Origin of the sequence: Rathayibacter sp. SW19 (genome assembly GCF_030866825.1) — a bacterium.
Lineage (GTDB): Bacteria > Actinomycetota > Actinomycetes > Actinomycetales > Microbacteriaceae > Rathayibacter_A > Rathayibacter_A soli.
Map to the genome: position 1 here is coordinate 3,173,921 of NZ_CP133020.1, position 26,522 is coordinate 3,200,442.

Here is a 26,522-nt window from a genome sequence, read left to right on the forward strand (position 1 = left end):
AGTAGGTGGTCCTTTCCACGACACCGATCGGTGCGTGCATTCGTTCTGCAGGGTGTGCGGGCGCCACGGATGCTGTCACCATTGACTCATGGCACAATCCGAGGCGAACTCCGACACCGTCTTCATTTCTCGCTTCAATCGCGTGCTCGCGATCGTGATCTGGGCCTTGGCTGCCATGCTGGTGACGACGACGCTGATCACCGGCGGCGCAAGCCGCGTGCTCGCGATCGTTCCAGGCGTGTTCTTCAGCCTGTTCGCGTGGACTGCACTGTGGCGTCCGTACGTGCGCGTGAGCGACGCAGGTGTACGCATCCGCAATGTGCTGCGTACCATTGACGTGCCGTGGACCGCGCTGATCCAGGTCGATACCCGCTACGCCCTCACACTGTACACACCCGGGCATCAGTACGCCGCGTGGGCGGCGCCCGCTCCCGGGCGCACCGGCACAAGCATGGCGCGCCGAGCCGAACAACACGGTCGAGTGGATGCCGTCCCTACGGTGGGCGGTCGAGTGCGACCCGGCGATCTGCTGGCCAGCGAATCCGGACAGGCGGCCCAGATCGTGCGCGACCATTGGGCGATGCTGCGCGATTCCGGCGCGATCGAGGCCGGTATCGCCGAGAAGACGCGTGTTCCGACGCATTGGCACTGGTGGACGAACGGAGCCTTGTTGGCGCTCGGCGTTGCCGGATTGTATGCGCTCGTAGCCCTGTAGCCAGAGGGCTGCTTCAGCTGTCAGCGCCATCATGAGTGCTCGGCGGTCGCAGACGGCTGCTCCTTCGTCCGACGGATGCTGAACCGACGCTGTCGCGGATCGAACGCGTCGCGGAGGCCGTCGCCGACGAAGTTCACCAGCAGTGCTAGGAGAACGATGAACGAACCCGGCCACCAGAACAACCACGGCCTCGTCTGCAATGCGGACTGATTCTGACTGACCAGCAAGCCCAGCGAGGAGTCCGGCGCCTTGATACCGAAGCCCAGGTAGCTCAGTGCCGTCTCCAACAGGATCGCGGATGCAATCAGCAGTGTCGACGACACGATGATGACACCGACGGCGTTCGGCAGAATGTGCTTGAAGATGATGCGCATGTCGGAAGCACCCGCCACTCGCGCCGCCTCGACGAACTCGCGCTCGCGCAGCGACAGGAACTCGCTGCGCACCAGACGTGCGATCACCATCCAGGAGATCGCCCCTAACAGGATTGCAAGCCCGAATGCACCCATGCCGTTCGCGGTGCGACCGACGATGGCGCCGATCACGATCGCGGGGATGACGATGAACACGTCGGTGATGCGCATCAGTACGGCGTCGACCCAGCCGCGATAGTATCCGGCGATCGCGCCGACCACAACACCGAGCACAGTCGCAAAAAGGCCGAGCACCAGCATGACCAGCACCGAGTTCTGAATCCCCCGCATCGTCAGGGCGAAGTAGTCCTTGCCGATGCTGTCCTGCCCGAACGGATGCTGACCGAGATGGATGCCTGCACCACCGAGCCACTGCGGGATCAGCGACAGCGTCGGCGCGCCCTGGTTCAACTGCGGATTCAGTTCGGTATAGGTGTACTTCCACCAACCCGGAATCGGCCCGAGGCCGATGGCGGAGATCGCGAAGATCACGACGAACAAATAGATGATCACGGAGGCGACCGCGACCTTGTTGCCCATGAACCGTCGGAAGATCAGCCGCCCTTGGCTGGTGCCCCGCTCTTCCTCGTCGGCAACCGGCGCAACCTCGGGCTCCGGTGAGATGTGCGGCTCCAGCGGGTTGCCTTGGATTGTGCTCATCAGTGTGTCCTCACCCGCGGGTCGAGCGCCGCGTATGCGAGATCGGCCAAGAAGTTGAAAGTAATGGCGGTGATTGCAACGACGAGGAAGTAGCCCATCACCGGGTTCACGTCCGTTCGTTGCAACCCCGCGACGAACAATGCGCCCATGCCGCTGATGGCGAACACCGTTTCGGTGATCACCGCGCCACCGAGTAGAGCGCCAATGTCTGTCGCGACCAACGTCGCCAGTGGAATCAGCATGTTACGGAAGGCGTGACGCACAATCACGGTGCGCTCTGGCAGGCCCTTCGCACGGGCGGTGCGCACGTAGTCCTGGTTGAGCACGTCGAGCATGCCGGAGCGAGAATAGCGCGTATAGCCCGCGAAGCTGATCAGCAGCAGGCTGATCGTCGGCAGCAGCAAATGGGTGAAGCTGTCTATGCCCTGGATCCAGACGTCGCCGACGAGGTTCGGCGTCTGCGCACCCACAGTACCGATCGGGCGCCCGTTGACCTGGTCGAGATTCAGGTATGCGGGCCAGGACTGCATGAACCGGTCCAGCAGCACCAATCCTCCGGAGAGCAGCGCGACCACTGCGCCGACGCGCATCGACAGCGCGCGGTCATAGCCGCCGAGCAGGAATCCGACAAGGATACCGACCACGATTGCGATGACGGCGAGGAAGATCAGGGTGCCGAGCGATGAAATATCAAACAGCCACTGCAGGCTGAAGTAGCAGATCACTGCGATGGCACCGGTGATCCCCGCCGTCAGCAGCGCCTTGCGGTTGTGGATGCCCGCCATGATCGCCGTCGTGCCGTATGCGACGCCCGCGATCAGCAGAGTGATCACGATCGGCCCGAGCGCAGGCTTCAGGAACCAGTTGGTGACTGACATGTACCAGAGCACCAGCGACGTCGCCAGCCCCGAGACAGCGAAGACGATGACCCGCCGCTGCCAGGTTCCCCCGATCAGCAACTGCCAGATGCCACCGACGAGAATGCCGATCACGACCAGTGCCACGGGCCCGATCACCGGATCGGCGAGGAAGTTGTTGAAGCCGATCGCGACGAACGCCTTCAGCATGACGGCCATCAGGAAGGACGGCAGTGAGAACAGGAAGAAGCTGACGAAGGTGATGCTGTAGTCGAAGGCACTGTACTGCCGCAGTGCGGTCACCATGCCGAGGGCGATACCCAGGACCACGGCGAGCAGGAAGGCCAGAGTGACCAACTGCAAGGTGGAGGTCATCGCCTGCGGCAGCAGCACGAGCACGGCTTGGTTGGAGAACGTCGTGCCCAGGTCGCACTGGTTGGCGAATGGGATCACGCACTTGGCAACGCCGCCAAGCCAGAAGACCCAGCGCACCGGAGACGGAAGATCCAGGTGTTGAGTGTGTGTGCGGGCCTCGATCAAGGCCTGCCTGTTAGGCGAACTGCTGCCATGGAGATCAGCGAGAGGATCTCCGGCGTTCGCAGTCAGCACATACATGATGAACGATGCTGCGATCAAGATCAGGATGGAGACGACTATGCGTCTCGCGATGAAACTCACCATAGTTTCGGGTTACCTTTGCGGAACTTGTAGCGTGCGCCGTTGTAACGGGCCGGGAGATGCGCCGCAGCGGATGGCTGCGGTTCATCCTACGTCGATGGAACCGCCTCAGCGCTGAGGCGCCGGACTCTTGTATAGAGCCCGGCGCCTCAGACTAACTCAGATTTACTGAGGGGCGGAACTGAAGGATCGTTACTTCTTGGTCCAATCCCAGACGTTCCACGTGATGCCGTTCTGTCCACCGAACCACTTCACACCCTGAAGCTTGCTGTCGCTCGCGAACACACCAGGCAGCTGGAAAAGCGGCAGGCCGTAGGTGTCCGAGAACGCCAGCTTGTCGATCTGCAGCTTGAGCGAGTCGAGCTTCGTCGGGTCAAGCGTCGACTGCGTCTCCACAGCGAGGTCGCTGGCCTGCTGGTTGTTGAAGTTGTTGTAGTTTCCAGAGTTACCGATCTGGAACAACTGCGGGATCTGCGCGTTACCGGCACCGGGGTTGATCCAACCGAAGATCGACGCGTCGTAGTCGCCACCGGTGAGGAGCGTGCTCCACTCCGGCGAGCCGCCATCCGTCACGTTGAAGCCGGCCAGCTTCGCCGAGGCCTGAATCGCCTGGAACGAGTTCACGCGGTTCGGGTTGTTGGTGTTGTACAGGATCTTCACAGTCGGGGTCTTACCCGCCAGCAGCGACTTGGCCTTCGCGATGTCGACCGTGTCGTATGCGCTCGAACCGTTCTCCTTGACCGCTGCCGCGTACTGCTTCTGGTCAGGCAGCCAGATCTGCGAGTCGAGCACCTTGGCACTCGGCACGACCGGGGTCACGATGGACTTCAGGATCTGCTCGCGCGGGACCGTGAGCAGGAACGCCTCACGAACGGTCGGGTCGCTGAACACGCTCGACTTGAAGTTCAGGTCGAGGTGGTCGTATGCGGCCTGGTTGCCCTGGATGACCTTGGCGCCGGTGATCTTCTTCAGCGCCGCAACCGTGTCAGCGGATGCCTGCGGCTGGATCGCATCGACCTCACCGTTTTGCAGAGCCGTCACCTGAGCGTTCGCGTCGCCGATGAAACGCATCACGAGCTTGTTGAACTTCACCGAGTGAGAACCGACATAGTCGGGGTTCTTCGTGAATGTCATCGACTGCTTCGGCGTCCATCCGGTGACCATCAACGGGCCGCCCGAAACAACGACGTCCTTGTTGGTCGGCATCGACGTCGCGTCGTAGCCCGTGTTGATGAAGCTCGAGGCCTTCTTGAGGGTCTCGTTGGCCGGAGCCGGGTTGCTCACGTCGCCGGCCGGCGTGTCCTTGATCGCCTTCATCAGGTCGGCCTCACTGACACCGGCCTGCTTGGCGACGATGTGAGCCGGGAACTGGATCGGGTTGACGAGGTTCCAGTCCACGTATGGCTTGGTGTACTTGAACGTGATCGACAGGTTGTCCGAGCTGACGGTCGGCATGCTCGACGCCCATGGGTACCCTGCGGCACTCGCGAAGTACTCGACGCCCTTGGTGACATTGCCCTTGTCGTCGGTCGTTGCAGACTCGTAGTAGCCGGAGGACTGTGCCCAACCGAGCATGAGGTCATCCGCGGTCATCGGCTGACCATCGGACCACTTCAGACCCTTGTTCAGTGTGTACTTGACGGTCAGCGGGTCATCGCTGGTCTTCTCGTAGGTGCCCAGATCCTTGTTCGGCACTACGTTGTACTGCTGGTCGAGCGTGAAAAACTGTGGCTGGGTCATCTGCCAGATGAGCCCATTGGTGTCGAGGTTGCCCTGCGGCGTGTTGTAGTTGAACGAGGTTGCCTCGTTCACCTGTGCGATGGTAATTGTGCCGCCTGTGGCAGACGTCGGTGTGGTTGTTCCAGACGTCGTGCAGCCTGCGAGTACCATCCCCGCGACTGAGGCGACGGCGACGGCGCCCAATACGGGGCGTAGTCGCTTCCGCGTGATCTTCAATGTTCCTCCTATAGGAATGGTGCATACGGCACAACAATGGTGTCGTCGTTACCGCACTTGATAAGAATGACGATAGAGAGCCGCAGTGCTCCTGAGCAAACCGCGCAGGAAACTGTTACGCCGTCGTAACTCAGATGCGCGATTCTTGCGTCATTCGCTCATTTGTTGCGAAATCGCGCGCGTGATGCAATTGTCTGGCATCTGCCCCCAGATCAACGCTGCCCCGGCTCGTTCGCCGCACTGGCGCTGAGCCGATCCCATGCCGCCCCGTAGGTGTGCTCCCGTGGCAAGATGGGGCGGTGTCTAGCCAGCTGATCGATCCCCGCGGCACGCGTGTGCGGCTGTGGTGGGAGATCGCAATCGTCCTCGGGCTCTCGCTCGGGGCATCCGCCGTGTATTCCATCGTCAACATCATCGCCCGGCTGACGACGCCGGTGCCGCTTTCGGATCAGTCGGCGTCGCTTAATCAGTCACAGAGCAGCGTGCAGTGGCAGGACTTCACGTATCAGTTCCTCGATATCTTCTTCGCGCTTTTCGCTGTCGCACTCGTGCTGTATCTGTTGTGGCAGCCGAGCAGGAGTGCATTTCGCCGCATCGGGCTTGATTTCACGAGACCGGGACGAGACCTTCTCGGTGGGCTCGCCCTGCTCGGCGTGATCGGCGTGCCTGGACTCGCCCTCTATTTCGTCGGGCGGGCGCTTGGAGTAACGGTGAATGTCGTCGCGGCTCCGTTGAACAGCTATTGGTGGACCGTTCCGATCTTGATCCTTTCTGCGCTGCGCTCGGCGTTGCAGGAAGAAGTGATCGTCATCGGCTACCTGTTCACCCGCCTGCGAGAACTGGGCTGGGGCAAGTGGACGATCATCTTCGCCGCCGCGGGGCTGCGCGGCAGTTATCACCTGTACCAGGGTATCGGACCGTTCTTCGGAAACGCCGCCATGGGCATCGTTTTCGGTTGGTGTTATGCCCGCTGGGGGCGTGTGATGCCGCTCGTGATCGCACACTGGGTTATCGACGTCATTTCGTTCGTCGGCTACCCGCTCGCGGTCGCCTGGTGGCCGGGGCTCTTCCCGACCAAGTGACCCCCGCTGATCGAGTAGCCAGCGAGCTTTCGGTCCCTGAGCGCAGCCGAAGGGCGAGCAGGCGTATCGAGATCCACGTGCGGCAGGTCTCGATACGCTCGCTGGCGCTCGCTACTCGACCACCGACGGATACGCTCGCTGGCGCTCGCTACTCGACCACCGAACGGATGCGCTCGCTGGTCGACCACGACGCCGCGTTACTCGAACGCCTCCGGCGGCGGGCAGGCGCAAAACAGGTTGCGGTCGCCCCAGGCCTGATCGACGCGTCGCACAGGCGGCCAGTACTTGTTGCGCACCAGCGTCGAGACCGGATACACGGCCTGCTCACGGGTATAGGCATGCTCCCACTCGCCCACGATCACCGACTCTGCAGTGTGCGGGGCACCGTGCAATGGGTTGTCGTCGGCCGGCCAGGTGCCTGCGGCGACAGCATCCGCCTCGGCTTTGATCGCGATCATCGCGTGGATGAAACGGTCGAGCTCGCCGAGGTCTTCACTCTCGGTGGGCTCGACCATGAGTGTGCCGGCAACGGGGAAACTCATCGTCGGGGCGTGGAAGCCGTAGTCGATCAGGCGCTTGGCCACATCGTCGACGCTCACCCCTGTCGCCTCGGTGAGCGGGCGCACGTCGAGGATGCACTCGTGCGCGACCAGACCGTTCTCACCGGAGTAGAGAACCGGGAAATGCTCATGCAACCGCACGGCGATGTAGTTGGCCGCCAGTACAGCGGCACCGGTCGCCTGCTTGAGGCCGTCCGAGCCCATCATCCGCACATATGACCAGCTGATCGGCAGAATGTTGGGGCTGCCGTATGGCGCCGCGGACACCGGGCGCCCACCGTGAACGACACTCCCCTTGCTTGCCGAAAAGTGATCGGTGCGCTGAGCCATCGGGTGCCCTGGCAGGAACGGCGCCAGGTGCGCCTTGGCCGCAACAGGGCCGACACCGGGCCCGCCCCCGCCGTGTGGGATGCAGAAAGTTTTGTGCAGGTTCAGGTGTGACACGTCACCGCCGAAATCGCCGAACCGGGCGTAGCCGAGCAGCGCGTTCAGGTTGGCGCCGTCGACATACACCTGCCCGCCGGCGTCGTGCACGAGCTGCGCGATAGCCTTCACTTCGTGCTCGTAGACGCCGTGCGTCGACGGGTAGGTGATCATCAACGCCGCCAATTCGGGTGCGTGCTCGGCGATCTTCGCGCGCAGGTCGTCGAGGTCGACGTTGCCGAGCTCGTCGGTGGCCACGACCACGACGCGCATTCCGGCCAGAACGGCGGATGCCGCGTTCGTGCCGTGCGCGCTCTGCGGAATCAGGCAGACGGTGCGCTCAGTCTCACCGCGCGAGTCATGGTAGCCACGGATTGCGAGGAGCCCGGAGAGCTCCCCCTGGCTGCCGGCGTTCGGCTGCAGCGACACGGTGTCATAGCCCGTGACTTCGGCCAGCCAGCTCTCGAGCTGGTTGATCAGTTCGAGCGAACCCGCGACATCCTCGGCCGGGGCGAACGGATGCAGGCCCGCGAACTCAGGCCAGGTGATCGCCTCCATCTCCGTGGCAGCGTTGAGCTTCATGGTGCAACTGCCGAGCGGGATCATGCCGCGGTCGAGCGCGTAGTCCTTGTCCGCGAGCAGTTTGAGATAGCGCATCATGGCGGTCTCGGAGTGGTAGCTGTTGAAGACCGGGTGCGTGAGGTACCTGGAGGTGCGCGCCAGTGCGCCGAAGTTCGACTCGTCGTCCGGAGTCTGCTGCGGCTGGCCCGCGTGCGGTTCGAACGCTGCGAGCAGCCCGGCCATGACGGGAATGCCGGCGTTGATGTCTGCGGTTGTCGCCTCATCAAAACTCAACTGCACGGTGGTCGCGTCGGCCGCATACAACTGGATGCCATGCTTGTGTGCGCGCGCGAGCGTGGCCGCAGCATCCGTCACCCGCACCTGAAGGGTGTCGAAGTACGAGTCTGAGATGACATCGACGCCGTGTTCGCGCAGAACGTGCGCCGCCAGCACCGTCTGGGCGTGCACGCTGCGCGCGATCGCACTGATGCCGTGCGGTCCGTGGTAGACCGCGTACATCGCAGCCATCACCGCGAGAAGAACCTGCGCAGTGCAGATGTTGCTCGTGGCCTTTTCGCGGCGGATGTGCTGTTCACGTGTCTGCAGGGTGAGCCGGTAGGCGGGCTTGCCGACGGCATCCTGGCTGACGCCGACCAGCCGGCCCGGCAGTTGGCGTTCGAGCCCCTTGCGCACGGCCATGTAGCCGGCGTGCGGGCCACCGAAGCCCATTGGAACCCCGAACCGTTGAGTAGTGCCGACGGCGATATCTGCTCCGAGTTCGCCGGGTGACTTCAGCAGCGCGAGCGCGAGCAGGTCTGCAGCGACAACCGTGACGCCGCCCTGCGCCTTGACCGCCGTGATGACTGCGGTCGGGTCCCAGACCCGGCCGGATGCCCCCGGGTACTGCACGAACGCGCCAAATACATCAACCGGTTGATCGAGTAGGCCGCCCGCGGCCGTATCGAGATCCGACTTCGCCGGGCCCGGGCTCGACGTCGCTGGGTCTCGATACGCTCGCTGGCGCTCGCTACTCGACCAGCGGTGCTCAACCAGTTGGATGCCGACGGCATCCGCTCGGTTCGCCAGCAGCGCCTTGGTCTGAGGTAGTGCGTCCGCGTCGACGAGGAACACATTCGACTTCGATTTCGAGGCGCGACGAGCCAGCAGCATGCCCTCGACGACCGCAGTCGACTCATCGAGCATCGACGCGTTTGCGATGTCGAGCCCGGTCAGATCGGTGACCATCGTCTGAAAATTGAGAAGCGCCTCGAGGCGCCCCTGCGAGATCTCCGGCTGGTATGGCGTGTATGCGGTGTACCAGCTGGGGTTCTCCAGCACGTTGCGCTTGATCACGGCCGGCGTGATCGTGTCGTAGTAACCGAGACCGATCATCGACCGCTGCACCGTGTTGCTGCTCGCGAGCGCACGCAACTCGGCAAGCACCTCGCGTTCGGATGCCGCGGGCGGGATGACCGAGTCTGCGATTGCACCGGATGTGCGTGCGTCGATTGCGATCGAGCGCGGCACCGCCGCCTCGACGAGTGCGTCGACGCTGTCGTAGCCGAGTGCGCGGAGCATCGCGGATTGCGCGTCACTATCGGTACCGATATGACGCGAGGAGAAGAGTTCAGTCATCTGCGCTGCTACTCCCCAACCAGCGCGGTGTACTCGGATGCGCTCAGGAACGTGGGCGCGTCGCCGGCCAGTTCGATTTTGATCAACCAGCCATCACCGAACGGGTCGCTGTTGACCAGCTCCGGGGAGGCCACGACAGCTTCGTTCGCTTCCGTGATCGTGCCATTCGCCGGGGCGAACAATTCGCCGACCGACTTCGTCGACTCGATCTCACCGACGACTTTTCCCTCGGCCGCAGCGCTGCCGACGTCCGGCAGCTCGACGAAGACGACGTCACCGAGCTTCTCAGCGGCGTAATCCGTGATTCCGACGGTGGCGATACTGCCGTCGATGCGCAGCCATTCGTGCTCTGCCGTGTAAACGAGGTCCTCGGGGTTACCAGTTTCTGGGGCGGCCATGATCAGTTCTTCTTTCTGCTGTAGAACGGGAGCTTTGTGACGGTGAATCGGAGTTTGCTGCCGCGAATGTCCACGGTCAGTTCTGTGCCGGGTGTGGCGAAAGCCGGCGCCACATAGGCGAGGGCGATCGGGTGGCCGAGTGTCGGCGAGAGTGCACCGGAGGTGATCGTGCCGATCGCTGCCCCGGTTTCACTCTGCGATGACGTGTCAGATGCTGCGGCGAAGACCTCGTAGCCGGCGCGGGCGGCACGCTTGCCGTCACCGACGAGACCAACCAGCACCGGGGCATCCGCTGACGGGCCATCTTCACTGGCTGAACGGCCGACGAAGTCGACATCCTTGGCGAGGTTGACGACGCGGCCGAGCCCGGCCTGGGCTGGGAAGGTGTCGAGACCGAGCTCGTGGCCGTAGAGCGGCATGCCTGCCTCGAGACGGAGTGTGTCACGGCTGGCGAGGCCTGCAGGAACAAGGCCGTGCGCAGCGCCGGCCTCCAGCAGCGCGTCCCACAGTTCCTGTGCGTCGTCGGGCGCGATGTAGAGTTCGAAACCGTCTTCCCCGGTGTATCCGGTGCGGGCGAACAACACGGGGTGTTCGCGGAACAGCCCCGCGAACGACCAGTAGTACCGCAACTCCGTGAGCGTTCGGGCGAACTCTGCCCCATCAGGACGGCCGCCCTCGACCGCGAAGCCTTCGACCGCGCCGAGGATGCTCAAGGCAGCGGGCCCCTGCACGGCAATCAGTGCGACATCGTCGCTCTCGTCGTAGGTGTCGACGTCGAAGCCTGCGGTGCGGGCGCGCAGCTCCGTCGCGACGATCTCACGGTTCGCGGCGTTTGCGACAACCATGAACCGATCCTCGCCCGTGCGATACACGACGAGGTCGTCGATGATTCCGCCTGCCGGATGCAGCAACAGACTGTACTTCGCCTGCCCGAGTGCGACAGCGGAGATCTTACCGGCGAGGGCGTGATCCAGAGCGACACCGGCTTCCGCCCCCAGGACCAGTATCTCGGCCATGTGCGAGAGGTCGAACAGCCCGGCAGCGGTACGAACTGCGCGGTGCTCTGCGAGATCGCTGGTGTAGCGCACCGGCATCTGCCAGCCGGCAAAGTCGGTGAAGTTCGCACCAGCCGCGACGTGCGCATCGTTAAGCGGAGACAATCGCTCCGCGGGCTCTTCCGCGCGCTCTTCGTGTTGCTCTTCCTGGCGTGGCGATTCTGACGAGGTCATGAGTTCTCCGGTCTGCGCGAGCCGTGCCCAGCGCGAGAGTGGTGCGGTGCACGCTACGCGGGCCCGCATCGGGAACTCCCCCTCTGTCATCCGGCCTGAGAGTTTCGCTCCACCCCCCGAGTCCTGGCGGAGTTCGGTAAGAGCAGCTTTCACCGTGGGCGGAACGTCGTTGCGCAAGATGTTCAGGTTTCGAGACGGCCGCGGGCGGCTTTCTCAACCCGAATTTCGCGAAGCGAAATTCGCTTTTCAGAGTGGCCAGCTCGACGCGGTAGGGATACCTGAGAGATTGTCGGGGAGGATTGCTCCTTCGGTGCCCGTTCGCTGTGCGACGGACTCTCCCGCATCGATCATTTCGGCCCAGTGTTCAGTTTGAAGTGTTCAGTTGGAATTGCTCAGTTGGAATTGCTCAGTTGCAACAGTCGCGCCAATGCGCACACCTAGCCTATCGTGTGCGAGCACTGCGACGTGTACTCGACGAGAGCGCACGTTCCGCGGGCTACTCGGCCACCGGAAGGGACGCTGCTCGATATGCACGTTAGAGTCAGTCAAACCTATAGCTATACTCACAGTTATAGTCTTATCAACCTGAACGGATGATGCGAGCAATCATGACCGACGAGGAACGCGCGGCGCACGTGACGCTGGCTGTATCGACGGTCATCTTCGCCCTGCGCACAGACGATCGATTCGGCGGGGCAGGGCACGAGCCGACGCTGTGGCTTCCGCTGGTGCGCCGCATCCGCGAGCCATACGACGGCAAGTGGGCGCTGCCCGGCGGACCGCTCGGCGGCACCGAAGGACTTGCGGATGCCGCGCGCCGGTCCCTGCAGGAGACCACCGCCCTCGTTCCGACCTACCTCGAACAGCTCTATGCGTTCGGAGACGTTGACCGCTCACCCGACGATCGCGTCGTCTCGATCGTGTACTGGGCGCTCGTCAACTCGAACGAAGCCCGCCGCGCGCTCGTCGGCCAGAATGTGCGCTGGTTTCCGGCAGACGAACTGCCGACTCTGGCATTCGATCACAACACGATCGTCGAGTACGCGCTCTGGCGGTTGCGCAACAAGATGGAGTACAGCCGCATCGCGCACACACTGCTCGGCGACACCTTCACCATCGCGCAACTGCGTGAGGTGCACGAGGCCGTGCTCGGTCGACGGCTGGATCCTGCCAACTTCCGCCGCACCATGGAGGCATCCGCGGCGATCGTGGACACCGGCGAGCGCGTCACCGGCACACGACATCGGCCACCCCGGCTCTATCGGTACAACACCGCAGCCGACCCTCAATTCCCGGCGCCGCAGACATCCGCGGCATCCGCGAATTTCTGAGAACAGAGAATCCCCGAGTAAGGAGCGCTCGACATGACCATCACGGCATCCGTCGACCTGAACATCAAACTGATCGACGCCGGCGAGCAGGACGGGGCGATCTGCGACCCCCACCTCGTCGAGGCTCCATGGGAGTATGACCCGAAGGATGTCGGGTATGGCCCAGGCGCCTCGAACGCCGACCCGTTACCGGCCGACGCACCCGTTCAAGGTGAGCTCCCCGACGAATACAAAACTGCCAGCGCAGAGGAGCTGCGCAACCGCATCCACGCGGCCAAAGAAACGCTCGGCGAGAGGGTCGTCGTGCTCGGCCACTTCTACCAGCGCGACGAAGTCGTGCAATACGCAGACTTCGTTGGAGATTCGTTTCAGCTCGCCAACGCGGCCAAAGCCAAGCCCGAGGTCGAGGCGATCGTCTTCTGCGGTGTGCACTTCATGGCAGAGACTGCTGACATTCTCACCGGCCCGCAACAGAAGGTGATCCTGCCCAATCTTGCAGCCGGTTGCTCGATGGCCGACATGGCTGATCTCGATTCGGTCGAGGAATGCTGGGAACAACTTGAGGAGCTGTACGGCACCGAACCGGATGCCGCAGGGCGCGTTCCGGTCATCCCGGTGACGTATATGAACTCCTCCGCCGATCTCAAAGCGTTCTGCGGTAGGAACGGCGGCATCGTGTGCACCTCATCGAATGCCGCGGCCGTACTCGACTGGGCGTTCGACCGCGGGCAGCGGGTGCTGTTCTTTCCCGACCAGCATCTCGGCCGCAACACCGCGAACGCAATGGGCATCACCGCCGAGCAGATGCCCATGTGGAACCCCCGGCAACTGTTCGGCGGCAACGATGAAGCGGCATTGAACGGAGCGCGGGTCATTCTCTGGCATGGGTTCTGCTCCGTGCACAAGCGGTTCACGGTGCAGCAGATCGAGAATGCTCGCGCCGAATATCCCGATGTGCGCGTCATCGTGCACCCGGAGTGCCCGGCCCCGGTTGTGGACGCGGCGGACGAGTACGGCTCAACCGACTACATCCGCAGAGCGATCGAGTCCGCTCCCGCCGGATCGGTCTTCGCGATCGGAACCGAGATCAACCTGGTGCAGCGCCTGGCGGCACAGCACCCGGAGCACACGATCTTCTGCCTGGACTCGGTCGTCTGCCCGTGCTCGACGATGTACCGGATCCACCCCGGGTACCTGGCCTGGGTGCTCGAAGGACTGGTGCGCGGTCAGGTGCTGAACCAGATCACCGTTCCGGACTCCGTTGCCGTTCCCGCTCGAATCGCTCTCGAACGGATGCTTGCGGCCCGACCCGGTAGCGTCTCGGCCGCGTGAGATGCCATCCGTCATCGTCGTCGGGAGCGGTATTGCCGGCCTGAGCGCCGCCCTGAGACTGAGTGCAACGCACAGCGTGACCCTGATCACGAAAGCAACGCTCTGCGACAGCAATACGCGCTTCGCGCAGGGCGGCATCGCTGCCGTGCTGTCGGCAGGGCTCGGCGCTCCCGTCGACGGCGGGGAAAGGGCGCGCGAATCGGACAGCACCGAAGCACACATCCTCGACACGCTCCGCGCTGGGGCAGGCCTGTCTGACTACGCGGCCGCGGAGGCACTGTGCACCGGCGCGGCCGACGGAATCCGCGACCTGATCGCCTCCGGTGTGCATTTTGATCGTCAAGGCGGCAACCTGGCCCGCGGGCTTGAGGCCGCTCATACGCACGCTCGCGTGCTCCACGCAGGTGGCGACGCGACCGGAGCCGCAATAGAGAAGTCGCTGGTGGACGTGGTGCGCGCATCCACCGTCGCCGTGGCCGAAAATGCGTTCCTGACCGACCTGGAGGTCGACGCCGGTCATGTCGTCGGTGTGCAGCTGCGATGCGGCGATGCCACAGAGCGCGCGTTCGCCGACACGGTCATCCTTGCGACAGGAGGAGCGGGACAGCTGTACCGGCACACGACCAACCCCGAAGCCGCGACCGGGGACGGAATCGCAGCGGCTTGGCGAGCAGGCGCCACGCTGGCCGATGTCGAGTTCTACCAGTTCCACCCCACCGCGCTGGCTGTGCCGGGCAACTTCTTGGTGTCGGAGGCCGTCCGCGGCGAGGGTGCCGTGCTGCTCAACGCTGCCGGCGACCGGTTCATGCGCGGCGTTCATCCGGATGCCGAACTCGCGCCGCGCGACGTCGTCGCGCGTTCGATCGCGGCAGAGATGGCGACGCAGGGCGGTAGGCCGGTTCTTCTGGACGCGACAGCGCTCGGCAGATCCTTCCTGGCGGAACGATTCCCGACGATCGATGCGGCAACGCGGGCGGCCGGGTTCGACTGGGCCCACGAGCCGGTTCCAGTCACCCCTGCCGCCCACTACTGGATGGGCGGAATCGCAACCGACCTCAACGGACGCACGTCGCTGCCTGGCCTCTACGCCGTCGGCGAGGCGGCTTGCACCGGTGTGCACGGCGCCAACCGGCTCGCGTCGAACTCCCTCCTGGAGGGGCTCGTGTTCGCTGCGCGTGCGGCGAAAGACATCGGCGGACGGGGTCTCGATACAGTCGCTAGCGCTCCCTACCCTTCGAGACGGCCGCCCTTCGGCAAGCTCAGGGACTGGGCCTCCTCAGGGCACCGCTCGACCAACGAGGTCGTCGACCGGAGCGCGATGCAGCAGCTCATGTGGGACGCCGCAGGCGTGCTTCGCTCGGGCGACTCGCTCGAGCGCGCGGCAGTCACCCTCAGCGCGTGGCGTGGTGTGGATCCGGCATCCGCCACGATCGAGCAGCTTGAAGATGCGAATCTGCTTGAACTCGCCAGGATTCTTGTGCACTCGGCGTGCGAGCGCACCGAGTCGCGGGGTGCCCACGCACGCTCGGACTTTCCACGGACATCCGCCGAATTCGAACGCCATCTCACCTGGACTCGAGAGGACGCCCTCAGATGCTGACCCCGCAGCTCATTGACAACGTTGTGCGCAACGCGCTCGCCGAGGATGCCCCCTGGGGCGATATCACCAGCGAGCTGCTCATCCCGCAGGCGGCGGCAGCGCACGCCACACTGATCGCGCGAGAACCCGGCATCTTCAGCGGCGGCGCCGTGTTCACCGCCACGATGGCGGCGACCGACCCGTCGACCACGACAACGCTGCTGATCGACGAAGGCGGCGCGTTCGCGAAGGGTGACACGCTGGCATCCGTCGTGGGTCCCGCGCGCGGTGTGCTGCGGGCCGAGCGGGTCGCGCTCAACCTCGTGCAACGGATGAGCGGCATCGCAACCCTGACCGCCGCATTCGTGGCAGAGACTGCCGGCACCGGCGCGCGCGTCGTCGACACCCGTAAGACGACGCCCGGGCTGCGTGCGCTCGAGCGGCACGCTGTCGTTTGTGGCGGCGGTCATAACCACCGCTTCTCGCTGTCGGATGCCGTGATGGCCAAGGACAACCATCTCGTGCTGCTGACTGCCGGCGGTCTCGACCTCACCGAGGCGCTGCGTCTGGCGCGATCGAGGCTGTCGCACACCACGCACTTCGAAGTCGAAGTCGACCGCATCGACCAGATCGAACCGGTGCTCGCCGCCGGGGTCGACACAATCATGCTTGACAACTTTTCGCTCGACGAACTGCGGCAAGGCGTTGCGCTGATCGACGGCCGATGCATCGTTGAGGCGAGCGGCAACGTGAGCCTGGAAACAGTCGGCGCGATCGCCCGAACGGGCGTGGATATCATCTCGGCGGGCGCCCTGACGCACAGTGTGCGTTCCTTGGATCTCGGACTCGACATCGTCGTCGATCATGCCGGCGGTGATCCCGCATGATCTACCTGGACGCAGCGGCCACCACTCCGGTGCGCCGAGACGTGCTTGAGGCAGCGTGGCCCTATTTGACCAGCAGTTACGGCAACGCGTCCAGCCATCACTCTGTCGGCGAGGTGGCCGCGCGCGCACTGACGGATGCACGCAAGCGGGTTGCAGCCTGGCTCGGCTGCCGCGCGAACGACGTGATCTTCACCTCGGGCGGAACCGAGGCGGACAATCTGGCCGTCAAGGGCATCGCCCTGGCAACACCGTGTGGGCGGCATATCGTCACCACCCGGATCGAACACGAGGCCGTCCTGGAAAGCATCGAGTATCTGCGCCGCTTTCACGGGTTCGACGTCAGCTTCGCTGAGGTGGACCGGCACGGCATCGTGTCGCTCGAGTCATTCACCGCCCTCCTGCGCCCCGACACAACGCTAGCCACCGTCATGTACGCGAACAACGAGATCGGCACGGTGCAGCCGATCTCCGAGCTCACCGCCGCCTCACACGCTGTCGGAGTTCCCTTCCACACCGATGCAGTGCAGGCGGCCGGCTGGCTGGACTGCTCAGTCGCGACACTCGGCGTCGACGCACTGAGCATCGCCGGTCACAAACTCGGGGCTCCCAAAGGCATCGGTGCGCTGTTCGTGCGCGGACGCATCCCTCTCGAGCCGGTGTTGCACGGCGGCGGGCAGGAGCGCGGTAAAAGGTCCGGCACAGAGAATCTCGCGGGAGCGGTCGCGCTCGCTCGCGCCGTGCAGCTAGCCGAGCAAGATCGCCGGCACAATGCCAACCAAGCGGCGGATGCGCGTGACGCCTTCATCGCGGCCGTCACCGCGCGCGTGCCCGGCGCAGAACTGACGGGACATCCCCAGCGGCGTCTGCCGACGAGTGCGTCCTTCGTCTTCCCCGGCGCCAGCGGCGAGTCGGTGCTGCTCGAGCTTGAGCGAAGAGGCATTGTGTCTTCCAGCGGTTCGGCCTGCGCTGCCGGCAGCGACGACCCGTCGCACGTGCTCATCGCGCTCGGCTACCCGGAGGACGTGGCGAAAAGCGCCGTGCGCTTCTCCTGGGGTGCCGACATCGACCGGCAGGCGCTCGTCGAGGTTGCAGACGCTGTGCGTGCGGCCGTCGAGCAGGTGCACGGCATCACACAATCACGCTCAGTCGCGATCTGATATTGTGACTGCCGTTTTGGCACGGCATACGCTACGCTTAACCGGCAGTTGTTGTGTTACGCAGGAATTTTAAGCGGCGCACGGTCCACCCGGATCCGAAAGCCGCTTCTCTGAGGGGCGGAAAAGAACACCGCGACAAGGGTCCCGACAGTCGGGGCCTGGCAAACTCTCAAGGAGAAATTATGGCAACCGGAACCGTCAAGTGGTTCAACTCGGAAAAGGGCTTCGGCTTCATCGCACCGGACGACGGCAGCGCCGACGTCTTCGCGCACTTCTCGGCGATCGCAGCAAGCGGCTTCCGCTCGCTCGAAGAGAACCAGAAGGTCGAGTTCGAGGTCGTCCGCGGACCCAAGGGTCTTCAGGCAGAGAACATCCGCCCGCTGTAAGGCGAACGAGACTTCCAAAAAACGGGTGGCAGGGCTTCGGCCCTGCCACCCGTTTCTCTTTCGCGTCGACGTGCCCGGTGCGCCACTTCGTGCGTCAAGCGCCATTTCAACTGGCGCACGACGCAGCAAGTGACGCACAGGAACTGGATAGCACGAGCGCCCGCGGCCTTCGGCCGCTGAGGATTACGCCTCGCGCGTCTTCGGAGAACTCTCAAGAGTACGAGCGGGGTCGCGTTCTACGACGTTGCCGAGCGCCACGTCGATCCGGGCAAGTTGTTCGGCCGGGATCGTGACACCGGACGCCCTCACGTTCTCCCGCACTTGCTCCGGCCGGGAGGCCCCGATGATGGCGGATGCGACGTTGTCGTTCTGCAGAACCCAGGCGACCGCGAGTTGCGCCAGTGACAGGCCGAGCTCGCCTGCGATCGGGGTGAGCTTCTGTACCCGGGTCAGCACGTCATCGCGCAGAAAACGCTTGACCATATTCGCGCCGCCCTTCGTGTCGGTTGCCCGGCTGCCTTCCGGCAGGCCCGCTCCCGGCTTGTATTTGCCGGTGAGCACACCCTGCGCGATCGGGGACCAGACGATCTGCGAGATGCCGAGTTCGCGTGAGGTCGGCACGACTTCCGCCTCGATGACGCGCCAGAGCGCCGAGTATTGCGGCTGGTTCGAGATGAGCTGAAAGCCGAGCTGTGTCGCAAGTGCGTGACCGTCGCGCAGCTGCTGCGCCGTCCATTCGCTCACGCCGATGTAGAGCGCCTTGCCGGCCCGCACGACATCCGCGAACGCCTGCATTGTCTCTTCGAGCGGAGTCTCGACGTCATAGCGGTGTGCTTGGTACAGGTCGACGTAGTCGGTCTGCAGCCTGGTCAGCGAGCCGTCGATTGACTCCAAGATGTGCTTGCGCGACAGACCGACATCGTTATGACCTTTTGGCCCGGTCGGGCCGAACACCTTGGTGAAGATCTCGATCGACTGGCGTCGCTGTCCTTTCAATGCCTCGCCCAGGACGGTCTCGGCCGCGGTATTCGCGTAGACATCCGCGGTGTCGAAGGTGGTAATCCCTGCGTCGAGAGCTGCGCGAACACACGCGAACGCGATGTCGTTTTCAATCTGCGAGCCATGCGTCAGCCAGTTGCCATATGTGATTTCTGAGATCTTAAAACCGGAGTTGCCGAGGTAACGAAAATTCATGCTTCCAGCCTAGGCCTGCATCGGAACCGGGCCGGCGACGGTCGAAGCGGAGTGGGCGACTGGCGAGTATCCTGGGTCGCTCACGCAGCAACGGGGGGCAAGATGAGATCCAGTTGAAAACCGGCCTCGCTTTGCCGCGCCTGAACACGGCCGCCGTGCGCTTCGACGATTCCGCGCACGATTGCCAGCCCGAGACCTGCGCCGGCGGACGCCCCCGGGGTATCGGCGGTGCGAGAGCTGTCCGCCCGCCAGCCGACGTCGAACATTCGGCCGAGATTCTCCGCCGCCACGCCCGGGCCCTGGTCGATGACGCTGAGGATGAGCTGGCCGTCTGACAACGTGTCCGCTCGGATCAGGATCGTGCTGTTGTCGGGGGCGTGCCGCACGCCGTTGGTCAGGAGGTTCCCGATGGCGCGGGTGAGCTCGCGCGGGTCGGCCCAGATGATATGACTGCCGATCCGGTCTTGCGCAATCTGGATTCCTCGGCCCGCTGCGACTGTCTGAACGTCTGAAACGGCATCCGAAACCAGATCGAGGAGCACGACGGCTTCCGGATGGAGCTCCAGGGTTCCCGTCTGCAGTTTGGACAGCTCGAAGAGGTCGTCGACCAATTGGGTGACACTATCAACCTTGCCCCGGATGAGTCGGGCGTAGGCGCGCGGGTCGGGAGCTGTGCCTTCTTCAAGCGCCTCGGCCATCGCGCGCATTCCGGCAAGCGGTGTGCGCAGATCGTGGGAGATCCACGCGAAGAACTGCTTTCGCGCCTCATCGAGCTCGGCGACTTGGGCACGTGCGTCTGCCAACCGCTGTGACGTTGACGCAAGCTCTGCCGCAACCGCATCGAACTCACGCAGACCGGTCGCAGGCGCATCGACGATGTCGCCGCGGCCGACGCGCCGAGTTGACGAGACAACGGCAGCCGTCGAAGACCGCACAACCGAACGAGCGACCAGCCACGCGGCGGCAACGCTCATGACAGCGGAGACCCCAATCACCCAGCCGAGCACGTTCAGGTCATGGGCCGAAAGATACATCTCCGCGGCGACGGCGAGAGCCGAAGCCGTGATTGAGAGCACGGCCCCGGCCAGCACGATCGCAAGCCGGGCGGCGATGCCTGCGCGACGCGCCGCTCGCAACACGACGAGCGTGAGAGCGGTTACGGAAGCGGTCACCGCAAGGGTGGTCGCCACAACGAGCAGGAAGGCAGGAGCCGCTAGCACGATGTTCCGCCGTCGACACTCAGCCGATAGCCCGCGCCCCACTCGGTCATGAGGAAGCACGGAAACCGAGGATCCGGCTCAATCTTCTCGCGAAGTCGGCGAACATGCACCGTGACCGTCGATGCGTCGCCGAAGCCCCACTGCCACACTTCACGCATGATCTCCTCCCGGCTGATCACTCGCTGCGGGTTGCGAGCAAGGTAGAGGAACAATTGGTACTCGCGGGTGGTCAGGTCGATCTCACGCCCCGCCACCCACACCCGACGGTGCGCAGGGTCGATTCGGAACTGGCCGACGGCGAACTCCAGCGGTGCTCCTGCCGCCGCACCGGCGGCGGTGCGGCGCAGCTGGGCATTGACTCGAAGCTGCAATTCCCGAAGCGAGAACGGTTTCGTCAGGTAGTCGTCTGCGCCGCCTTCGAGCCCTTCGATGCGGCTCTCAACGCTGTCGAGCGCGGTGAGCATGATGATCGGAACAGCGGAGACGGCGCGCACCTGTCGGCACACTTCGTCGCCATCGATATGCGGAAGCATGCGGTCGAGGATGAGGAGGTCCGGCATCCGCTCGTGCACCGCGGCAAGGGCGCTTTCGCCGTCTGCGTGCTGGACCACATCGCATCCGGCCGCACGGAGATGATCGGCGATGACGGTGCGCACAGTGGCATCGTCTTCGACGACCATGATCCGCGCCCCAGACTGCATGATCCGAGCGTAGACGGGCCAGCGGTGTAAGCGAACAGCGAATTCTTACGACTCTGAAATATCCGGTTACGGGCCTGAAAGCTTCGTCCTCCGCTCGCGCACCGGCTGCTTATCTGGTTCGTGCGCCGCCACTGTGGCGAGGTGTTCGTGGCCAGCTGATCGTGGCGAGGTGAAACCACTGCGGGCGAGCTGAAACGGCGCGCGCGAACTCCGGCAGTACCATCCAGCCCCGGCCTCCGTGGCCAGACAAGAAGTGAGGAAGATCATGAAAATTGCAACACGACTGTGTGTGGCCGCGATCGCCACCGCAAGCCTGATCGGTGCGGGTGCAACCGCCGCAAACGCGGACACTGTCGCCGCAGACGCACCCAATGCCCGACCGGTCGGCACCGTACTCGTGCAGACGGACGGCCTGACCGGCAACGCGATCGTCAGCTACGATCGCTTGCCAGACGGCACCCTCCGGCAGGCAGGGACGTACCCGACCGGCGGCCTCGGTGTGGCGCTCGGCGGGTCGGTCGTCGACCATCTCGCCTCGCAGAGTTCCTTGGCCGCGGACGGCAACGCCGTCTTCGCGGTGAACGGAGGAAGCAACACGATTACCTCCTTCCTTCAGTTCGGCGACCGGCTCATTCAACGTCAGGTGATCGGATCCAACGGTGAGGCGCCGGTCAGCATTGCGGCCCACGGAGCCCGCGTCTTCGTGCTCAACGCGCGCGGCGGCGGATCGATCCAAGGCTTCCTCAACCTGGGCGGTCATCTCATCAGCGTGCCCGCGTGGCATCGCGCACTCGGTCTGAACCCGAACGCCACCCCTGAGTTCACCAGCACGCCGGCCCAGATCGCGTTCACGCCCGACGGGTCAAAGCTCGTGATTGCCACCAAGGGCGGCACGAGCTCGTTCGATGTGTTCACCATGAATCTCTTGGGGCCGTCGCAGCTGCCGGTCGTGACCAGCCTGCCGGGCGCAGTCCCGTTCGGATTCCAGTTCGACGCCGCCGGCCGGCTGGTCACCAGCGAAGCCGGCACGAATTCGGTTGCTAGCTTCACGGTCAATTCTGACGGGTCTCTGACGAAGATCTCAGAGCAGGCGACGGGCCAGAAAGCAACCTGCTGGCTCGTGATCGACGGTCAGTTCGTGTACGCATCCAACGCCGGAAGCGGCACCCTCAGCGGCTACCAGCTCGGCCAAGACGGTGCGCTCACCGCGCTCGGCACCACCCCGACGGATGCCGGTACCGTCGATGCTGCGGTCTCGCGCGATGGCCAGTACCTGTATGTGCAGACCGGTGCCGCTGGCAACGTCGATGAATTCCGCGTTGCCCCGAACGGATCGCTCCAGAGCATTGGCACGGTCACGGTGCCCGGCGCTGTGGGCGGAGAGGGCATCGTCGCGAACTGACCTTGTGTCAAGAAGTGCAAGTGGCTCCGAGGGCACGCAGGTGCGCGCCCTCGGAGCCACTTGTTGTTGGTTGCTAGTCGGCCCGGCCGGCTATCGTCGCCGCCACGACGACGAATTCACGCCCAGGTCGATCGGGCGCATCGCGCACCTCGACCACGCGAAATTCGGATGCCTGCAGGCTGCCAGTGATCTCTTCTCGATCCCGGAATCGCAGAGTCGAGCGCGAGGTGACGACGGCGCCATCCGACTCGAAGGTCGTCTCGCCACCGAACGTCACCAACGGTCCGTCAACTGCAGTGACCTGGTCCCAGGATTCAACGACTCCGATACCGGGGATGTCCACGCGCACGAATGACTTCGCACGCGTCCAGTCTTCCCAGGCTCTGCGTGCAGGATCGCGGGCTTCGAAGATGAGCCGTCCGGCTGGTCGTAGCGCTTCGAGGATGCCCTGAAGCGTGGCCATCCAGGCTTCGTCGGTCAAGAAGACCTGAGCCACATTCGCCGTCATCACGGCGAGATCCACGTGAAGGCGTGGCAGCGTTGTCGCGTCGCCCCGGATCCAGCGCACTCGTTCTGCGCCAGATTTTGTTCGCGCGACGTCGAGCGATGCGGCCGCGGGATCGACGCCGGTCACGTCGAATCCGCGCTGCGCGAGCATGCAGGCGAACGTACCGGTGCCGCATCCGATGTCGAGAACGCTCCGCGCGCCGAACTCGTCGACCATCGCCGCATACACATCGAGGTCGCTGCGGTCCGGATCCAATGCGTCGTAGATTTCGGCAAGCCTGGGGTTGTCGACTATCGGGTCGGGCACGATCCTCCTCTGGCTCGCTGTCTGGCTGGCTGTCTGCGTGTTAGTCGTCGTGTCCGAATGCCACATCGAGCGCGGCGGCTGCGGCGGCCAGCCGTTTGTCACGCGTCCAGATGTTGGCCCCGGGTGTCAGTAGCGTGGAAGCAAGAAGGTGAGCGTCGACCAGGCTGAGGCCCTGGCCGAACAGACGCCGCTGCTGAACGAGCTGCATCACCTCCTCGTGAGTCGCAACCGTCGCCGATGGCAACTGAGCAAGGAGTCCGAGCACGTCTCCTCGATCACGCAGGCTTCCAAGAGCCAGTTCACCGATGACCATCGGATGCCCGAGAACCTGGGTCCGCTTCAGCAATTCGAGGAGCATCGGCTCCGCGTGGTGCAGGTGGTCGATCCAGACCGCCGTATCGACCAATATCATCGACTATGCAACGCGCCGTCGCGGCGCGGCGGACGCCTGCGGGTCGCTGCCACCGAGCAACGCCAAGCGTCGAGCGCTCTCTCGCTCGACCAACGCTTCAAAGGCCAGTCGCACGAGCACCGAAGTCTCCGCGCGACCGGTGAGCTCAGCCGCCTTTGCGACCACGTCGTCATCGAGTGTCACCGTCGTTCGCATGATTGACCTCCTGCATCAAAGATATCATCAATTGATGCGCAATTTCATGCAACGCTATTCAGTGCCGCTACCGCCGATCGTCCAGCATGGTTCACGCATCACTGTCGTGGCTGCCTCAATCACATCGTGGCCGCGCTACCTTCCAACCCTCTCAAGAAGGCGACCTGAATCGCCGCAGCCCGATCGAAAACCGCGCTCGGGTAGCGCAGCATCCCGAAATGGCCACCGTCGACCTCGTGCAATTCTTTGCGTCCGGCGAGCAGCTCGAAGGTGCGCCGCGCGGCGAAGGCGCTCGCGCCCGGCATGTCGTCGCCCGCACCGAGGATCGTGCAGGTTGCTGCTCGCACGTGTGCAGCCCAGATCATCGGATGCCACGTGTCCCGTCGCGGCGCCGTCAACACAACGCGATTCTCCCACCCCGTGCCCGGCCTGAGGCCGTACTCGGTGAACCAGTCGAACGCGCTCGCGACCGGAAGCGCGGCGGACTCAGACTCGGGGTGGACCGATACGACGGGCATCGGGCCACGCCACTCGGGGGCGGATGCGCGCGGGTCGCCCACCAGCATCCGCTCGCGCATGCGCGCGTAGAGCTCGCCGTCTGGATCATCGGGTTGCACGTCTCGCCCGCACGCCGGCGCAATCAGCAGCAGTGCGGTGACGCGGGCATCGACGGCGGCAACGCCCAGTGCAACACCGCCGCTGAACGAGTCGCCCCACAGGGCCAGCCGGTCTTCGCGAACGCCGGGCAGCGGCGCAACCAGGTCGAGGGCGTCGCGGTATCCGCGCGCCTGGATCCACGTGTTGACCTCACCGCGCGGCTCACCGCCGCTCTGGCCGAACCCGCGGTGATCGTACAGGAACGTGCCGAATCCGGCGTCCGCGAATGCGGCCGCGTACCGGTCGGCGGTCATCCCGCGCGCGGTCGCGGAGAAACCGTGGGCCATCACAATTGTCGGCACCGGATGCCCGCCGGCCGGCAGAGTCAGGCGACCTCGAAGCGTGGCGCCCTCCGACGCGAACTCGAGCTCTCCGGCTGCTGCAGCGGGTTGCGGCGCGGAACGCGCGGGCTCAGCCGTCGGCATCCTCGAGTTTGAAGCCGACCTTCAAGGTGACCTGAAAGTGCGCGACCGTGCCGCCTTCGACTTCGCCGCGGGTCGAGACGACTTCGAACCAGTCGATGCCGCGAAGCGTCTGCGACGCCCGGGCGAGCCCGTTCTTGATGGCTTGGTCGACACCGTCCGGTGACGTGCCGACGATCTCGGTGACGCGATAGGTGTGGTTGCTCATGCTCGTGAACCTCCGTGTGCTTAACATGCGTGGGGCCATGCCTGCGAGGGCCCGCGCCTGCGCACAGTCGGCGCACGTGACTTGTCCCCGTGAATCGACCCTACTCGTCCGGCATGCGCAGCGACCGGCCAAAATCGGCCGTCGACAGCTACCCGGCCGTCGCAAGCCGTCGCGGGCCGCCTCAGGCCGGCAAGTGGTGCGCGAAGTGTCGTTCGCCCAGATGACAACGACACCTTGCGCACCAGAAACTCAGAGAGCGGCCCGATCCGGGGGCGGCCGGCCCGGACCTGCGCGCCGCGGACCCCAGGATGCGGTCGGCGATCGTCAGAGCACGGTTCCGCCGGTCTGGCACTCGGGGCAGTATTGCGCCGACGTGCCCGAGAACGTGAAGTCACGAATCGTGCCGGCGCAGCCGGGGCACGGTTCGCCGGCGCGCCCGTGCACCTTCATCGCCGCGACCTTCGCAGCTTTCAGCTGATCGATGGGGACGCCGCGCCGGGCGTCAACCGCTTCGCGCAGTTCCCGAATCATCGCGTCATACAGTCCATCACGCTCGTCGAGCGACAGTGTCGCCGCGTGGATGGCCGGCGAGAGCCGTGCGCGGAACAGGATCTCGTCCGAGTACGCGTTGCCGATGCCTGCAAACGATTCCTGCTCCTGCAGCACAGCCTTGAGCTTCTTACGCCGCCCGATGATCGGGTGATCGAATTGTTCACGGGTGAAGCCCGGATCGATCGGATCGGGGCCGAGCCGCGCGATCGCGGGAACATCGCTCGGGTTGCCGACGATCCAGATGCCGACGCTGCGAAACTGGCCACCATCGGTGATGTCGAAACCGCTGTCGTCGTCGAAGCTGACCCGGCCGACCGCGGGCGCCGATGACGGCTCGGCGGGCAGGTGGGGTTCCCGCGCCATCCGGTCGTACCAGGCCAACCAACCGTGCCGCCCGAAGCTCACGACCAGGTGCGATGCGCGCCCGCCATCACCGTCGGCAACCTCGAGCTCTACATCGACATATTTGCCGTGCCGTCGAACGGCGCGCACGCGAGCGGCCGTCGCAGTGGTGGGCGACGTCGACCTCGACTTGTACGACGGGAAATCCACAACGTCGAATTCGCGGATGGTATGGCCGATTGTGCGCATCGCAACGAACTCGACAAGCGCCTGCACCTCAGGGGACTCCGGCATGTCTCGATCCTCGCACGCGGCCCCCCTCCAGTTCGAGTGGCCCGGTCGTATCCACTCGCGCGTAGCCTTTGTCGACCCGTCAGCCGCAATCGGCCGGAGATCCGGTGCGAGCGTCACTCATAGTGCGCGAAACGTCGGAATGACTCGGCAATCCGACATTTCGCGCACTATGAATGGCTGGGCGATCTGGAATTCAGGGAGAAGTCGGGAAACCACTGAGCATTGCCGATCACGGCAACGGAAGCGTCAAGTTCATCAAGCACGGTCGGG

General features: G+C 64.5%; 24 protein-coding genes and 1 riboswitch. Of the genes, 9 read left to right on the forward strand and 15 right to left on the reverse strand.

What is annotated here, in order from left to right:
* Positions 1 to 88: 88 nt before the first annotated feature.
* Positions 89 to 715: a PH domain-containing protein gene (locus QU604_RS14860; protein WP_308465400.1), complete on the forward strand. Its 627-nt coding sequence runs from the start codon at positions 89 to 91 to the stop codon at positions 713 to 715.
* Positions 716 to 744: 29 nt separating this feature from the next.
* Here the strand turns inward: QU604_RS14860 and QU604_RS14865 are convergent, their stop codons facing one another.
* From QU604_RS14865 to QU604_RS14875, 3 genes are all read right to left on the reverse strand, one after another.
* Positions 745 to 1,788 carry an ABC transporter permease gene (locus tag QU604_RS14865; protein WP_308465401.1) on the reverse strand — a complete coding sequence of 348 codons (1,044 nt, stop codon included), beginning with the start codon at positions 1,786 to 1,788 and terminating at the stop codon, positions 745 to 747.
* Complete coding sequence (locus tag QU604_RS14870; protein ID WP_308465402.1) at positions 1,788 to 3,326, reverse strand: ABC transporter permease; 1,539 nt, start codon at positions 3,324 to 3,326, stop codon at positions 1,788 to 1,790. Before QU604_RS14870 ends, QU604_RS14865 begins: the two co-directional genes overlap by 1 nt.
* Before the next feature lie 189 nt (positions 3,327 to 3,515).
* Positions 3,516 to 5,135, reverse strand: a complete 1,620-nt coding sequence (locus QU604_RS14875) for an ABC transporter family substrate-binding protein (RefSeq protein WP_308465403.1) — start codon at positions 5,133 to 5,135, stop codon at positions 3,516 to 3,518.
* 443 nt (positions 5,136 to 5,578) lie between these two features.
* Here QU604_RS14875 and QU604_RS14880 point away from each other — a divergent pair, with 443 nt between their 5' ends.
* Positions 5,579 to 6,361, forward strand: coding sequence for a CPBP family intramembrane glutamic endopeptidase (locus tag QU604_RS14880; protein WP_308465404.1), 783 nt, complete (start codon positions 5,579 to 5,581; stop codon positions 6,359 to 6,361).
* Between the two features lie 197 nt (positions 6,362 to 6,558).
* Here the strand turns inward: QU604_RS14880 and gcvP are convergent, their stop codons facing one another.
* From gcvP to gcvT, 3 genes are read right to left on the reverse strand one after another with little or no spacing between them, the layout of a single operon-like run.
* A complete protein-coding gene (gene gcvP / locus QU604_RS14885; RefSeq protein ID WP_308465405.1) occupies positions 6,559 to 9,540 on the reverse strand; it encodes an aminomethyl-transferring glycine dehydrogenase in 2,982 nt (993 codons plus the stop codon).
* 8 nt (positions 9,541 to 9,548) lie between these two features.
* Positions 9,549 to 9,938 carry a glycine cleavage system protein GcvH gene (gcvH, locus tag QU604_RS14890; RefSeq protein ID WP_308465406.1) on the reverse strand — a complete coding sequence of 130 codons (390 nt, stop codon included), beginning with the start codon at positions 9,936 to 9,938 and terminating at the stop codon, positions 9,549 to 9,551.
* 2 nt (positions 9,939 to 9,940) lie between these two features.
* Complete coding sequence (gene gcvT / locus QU604_RS14895) at positions 9,941 to 11,167, reverse strand: glycine cleavage system aminomethyltransferase GcvT (RefSeq protein WP_308465407.1); 1,227 nt, start codon at positions 11,165 to 11,167, stop codon at positions 9,941 to 9,943.
* Positions 11,168 to 11,423: 256 nt separating this feature from the next.
* Positions 11,424 to 11,518: riboswitch (glycine riboswitch) on the reverse strand.
* Between the two features lie 242 nt (positions 11,519 to 11,760).
* Between gcvT and QU604_RS14900 the strand changes: the two genes are divergently transcribed.
* From QU604_RS14900 to QU604_RS14925, 6 genes are all read left to right on the forward strand, one after another.
* On the forward strand, positions 11,761 to 12,498 hold the full coding sequence (locus QU604_RS14900; RefSeq protein WP_409349969.1) for an NUDIX hydrolase: 738 nt from the start codon (positions 11,761 to 11,763) through the stop codon (positions 12,496 to 12,498).
* A gap of 33 nt (positions 12,499 to 12,531) precedes the next feature.
* Positions 12,532 to 13,830, forward strand: a complete 1,299-nt coding sequence (gene nadA / locus QU604_RS14905; RefSeq protein ID WP_308465408.1) for a quinolinate synthase NadA — start codon at positions 12,532 to 12,534, stop codon at positions 13,828 to 13,830.
* Position 13,831: 1 nt separating this feature from the next.
* Complete coding sequence (gene nadB, locus QU604_RS14910; protein WP_308465409.1) at positions 13,832 to 15,430, forward strand: L-aspartate oxidase; 1,599 nt, start codon at positions 13,832 to 13,834, stop codon at positions 15,428 to 15,430.
* Positions 15,424 to 16,296, forward strand: a complete 873-nt coding sequence (nadC, locus tag QU604_RS14915) for a carboxylating nicotinate-nucleotide diphosphorylase (protein WP_308465410.1) — start codon at positions 15,424 to 15,426, stop codon at positions 16,294 to 16,296. The genes nadB and nadC overlap by 7 nt, the downstream gene beginning before the upstream one ends.
* Complete coding sequence (locus QU604_RS14920; RefSeq protein WP_308465411.1) at positions 16,293 to 17,453, forward strand: cysteine desulfurase family protein; 1,161 nt, start codon at positions 16,293 to 16,295, stop codon at positions 17,451 to 17,453. The genes nadC and QU604_RS14920 overlap by 4 nt, the downstream gene beginning before the upstream one ends.
* 182 nt (positions 17,454 to 17,635) lie before the next feature.
* Entirely contained in the window at positions 17,636 to 17,839 is a 204-nt protein-coding gene (locus QU604_RS14925; protein WP_308465412.1) for a cold-shock protein, read from the forward strand.
* A gap of 183 nt (positions 17,840 to 18,022) precedes the next feature.
* Here QU604_RS14925 and QU604_RS14930 read toward each other — a convergent pair whose 3' ends face one another.
* The 3 genes from QU604_RS14930 to QU604_RS14940 form a co-directional block, all read right to left on the reverse strand.
* Positions 18,023 to 19,033, reverse strand: a complete 1,011-nt coding sequence (locus tag QU604_RS14930; RefSeq protein WP_308465413.1) for an aldo/keto reductase family protein — start codon at positions 19,031 to 19,033, stop codon at positions 18,023 to 18,025.
* An 80-nt stretch (positions 19,034 to 19,113) separates the two neighbouring features.
* A complete protein-coding gene (locus QU604_RS14935; RefSeq protein WP_308465414.1) occupies positions 19,114 to 20,253 on the reverse strand; it encodes a sensor histidine kinase in 1,140 nt (379 codons plus the stop codon).
* Positions 20,247 to 20,954, reverse strand: coding sequence for a response regulator transcription factor (locus QU604_RS14940; protein WP_308465415.1), 708 nt, complete (start codon positions 20,952 to 20,954; stop codon positions 20,247 to 20,249). The genes QU604_RS14935 and QU604_RS14940 overlap by 7 nt, the downstream gene beginning before the upstream one ends.
* A gap of 265 nt (positions 20,955 to 21,219) precedes the next feature.
* On the opposite strand from QU604_RS14940, the gene QU604_RS14945 reads away from it, so the two are divergent.
* Positions 21,220 to 22,356 carry a lactonase family protein gene (locus QU604_RS14945; protein ID WP_308465416.1) on the forward strand — a complete coding sequence of 379 codons (1,137 nt, stop codon included), beginning with the start codon at positions 21,220 to 21,222 and terminating at the stop codon, positions 22,354 to 22,356.
* A gap of 73 nt (positions 22,357 to 22,429) precedes the next feature.
* Here QU604_RS14945 and QU604_RS14950 read toward each other — a convergent pair whose 3' ends face one another.
* The 6 genes from QU604_RS14950 to QU604_RS14975 form a co-directional block, all read right to left on the reverse strand.
* A complete protein-coding gene (locus QU604_RS14950) occupies positions 22,430 to 23,170 on the reverse strand; it encodes a class I SAM-dependent methyltransferase (protein WP_308465417.1) in 741 nt (246 codons plus the stop codon).
* Positions 23,171 to 23,210: 40 nt separating this feature from the next.
* A complete protein-coding gene (locus QU604_RS14955) occupies positions 23,211 to 23,582 on the reverse strand; it encodes a type II toxin-antitoxin system VapC family toxin (RefSeq protein WP_308465418.1) in 372 nt (123 codons plus the stop codon).
* Between the two features lie 3 nt (positions 23,583 to 23,585).
* Positions 23,586 to 23,777 carry a type II toxin-antitoxin system VapB family antitoxin gene (locus tag QU604_RS14960; protein WP_308465419.1) on the reverse strand — a complete coding sequence of 64 codons (192 nt, stop codon included), beginning with the start codon at positions 23,775 to 23,777 and terminating at the stop codon, positions 23,586 to 23,588.
* Between the two features lie 119 nt (positions 23,778 to 23,896).
* Complete coding sequence (locus tag QU604_RS14965; RefSeq protein WP_308465420.1) at positions 23,897 to 24,859, reverse strand: alpha/beta hydrolase; 963 nt, start codon at positions 24,857 to 24,859, stop codon at positions 23,897 to 23,899.
* On the reverse strand, positions 24,846 to 25,064 hold the full coding sequence (locus QU604_RS14970; protein ID WP_308465421.1) for a dodecin: 219 nt from the start codon (positions 25,062 to 25,064) through the stop codon (positions 24,846 to 24,848). The genes QU604_RS14965 and QU604_RS14970 overlap by 14 nt, the downstream gene beginning before the upstream one ends.
* Positions 25,065 to 25,388: 324 nt before the next feature.
* Positions 25,389 to 26,252, reverse strand: a complete 864-nt coding sequence (locus QU604_RS14975; protein WP_308465422.1) for a DNA-formamidopyrimidine glycosylase family protein — start codon at positions 26,250 to 26,252, stop codon at positions 25,389 to 25,391.
* Between the last annotated feature and the right edge of the window lie 270 nt (positions 26,253 to 26,522).

Coding starts and splice junctions, on each gene's coding strand:
- QU604_RS14860 (WP_308465400.1), top strand. CDS start 89: ATGGCACAATCCGAGGCGAACTCCGACACCGTCTTCATTTCTCGCTTC.
- QU604_RS14865 (WP_308465401.1), bottom strand. CDS start 1,788: ATGAGCACAATCCAAGGCAACCCGCTGGAGCCGCACATCTCACCGGAG.
- QU604_RS14870 (WP_308465402.1), bottom strand. CDS start 3,326: ATGGTGAGTTTCATCGCGAGACGCATAGTCGTCTCCATCCTGATCTTG.
- gcvP (WP_308465405.1), bottom strand. CDS start 9,540: ATGACTGAACTCTTCTCCTCGCGTCATATCGGTACCGATAGTGACGCG.
- gcvH (WP_308465406.1), bottom strand. CDS start 9,938: ATGGCCGCCCCAGAAACTGGTAACCCCGAGGACCTCGTTTACACGGCA.
- gcvT (WP_308465407.1), bottom strand. CDS start 11,167: ATGACCTCGTCAGAATCGCCACGCCAGGAAGAGCAACACGAAGAGCGC.
- QU604_RS14900 (WP_409349969.1), top strand. CDS start 11,761: ATGATGCGAGCAATCATGACCGACGAGGAACGCGCGGCGCACGTGACG.
- nadA (WP_308465408.1), top strand. CDS start 12,532: ATGACCATCACGGCATCCGTCGACCTGAACATCAAACTGATCGACGCC.
- nadB (WP_308465409.1), top strand. CDS start 13,832: ATGCCATCCGTCATCGTCGTCGGGAGCGGTATTGCCGGCCTGAGCGCC.
- nadC (WP_308465410.1), top strand. CDS start 15,424: ATGCTGACCCCGCAGCTCATTGACAACGTTGTGCGCAACGCGCTCGCC.
- QU604_RS14920 (WP_308465411.1), top strand. CDS start 16,293: ATGATCTACCTGGACGCAGCGGCCACCACTCCGGTGCGCCGAGACGTG.
- QU604_RS14925 (WP_308465412.1), top strand. CDS start 17,636: ATGGCAACCGGAACCGTCAAGTGGTTCAACTCGGAAAAGGGCTTCGGC.
- QU604_RS14930 (WP_308465413.1), bottom strand. CDS start 19,033: ATGAATTTTCGTTACCTCGGCAACTCCGGTTTTAAGATCTCAGAAATC.
- QU604_RS14940 (WP_308465415.1), bottom strand. CDS start 20,954: ATGCAGTCTGGGGCGCGGATCATGGTCGTCGAAGACGATGCCACTGTG.
- QU604_RS14945 (WP_308465416.1), top strand. CDS start 21,220: ATGAAAATTGCAACACGACTGTGTGTGGCCGCGATCGCCACCGCAAGC.
- QU604_RS14955 (WP_308465418.1), bottom strand. CDS start 23,582: ATGATATTGGTCGATACGGCGGTCTGGATCGACCACCTGCACCACGCG.
- QU604_RS14960 (WP_308465419.1), bottom strand. CDS start 23,777: ATGCGAACGACGGTGACACTCGATGACGACGTGGTCGCAAAGGCGGCT.
- QU604_RS14965 (WP_308465420.1), bottom strand. CDS start 24,859: ATGCCGACGGCTGAGCCCGCGCGTTCCGCGCCGCAACCCGCTGCAGCA.
- QU604_RS14970 (WP_308465421.1), bottom strand. CDS start 25,064: ATGAGCAACCACACCTATCGCGTCACCGAGATCGTCGGCACGTCACCG.
- QU604_RS14975 (WP_308465422.1), bottom strand. CDS start 26,252: ATGCCGGAGTCCCCTGAGGTGCAGGCGCTTGTCGAGTTCGTTGCGATG.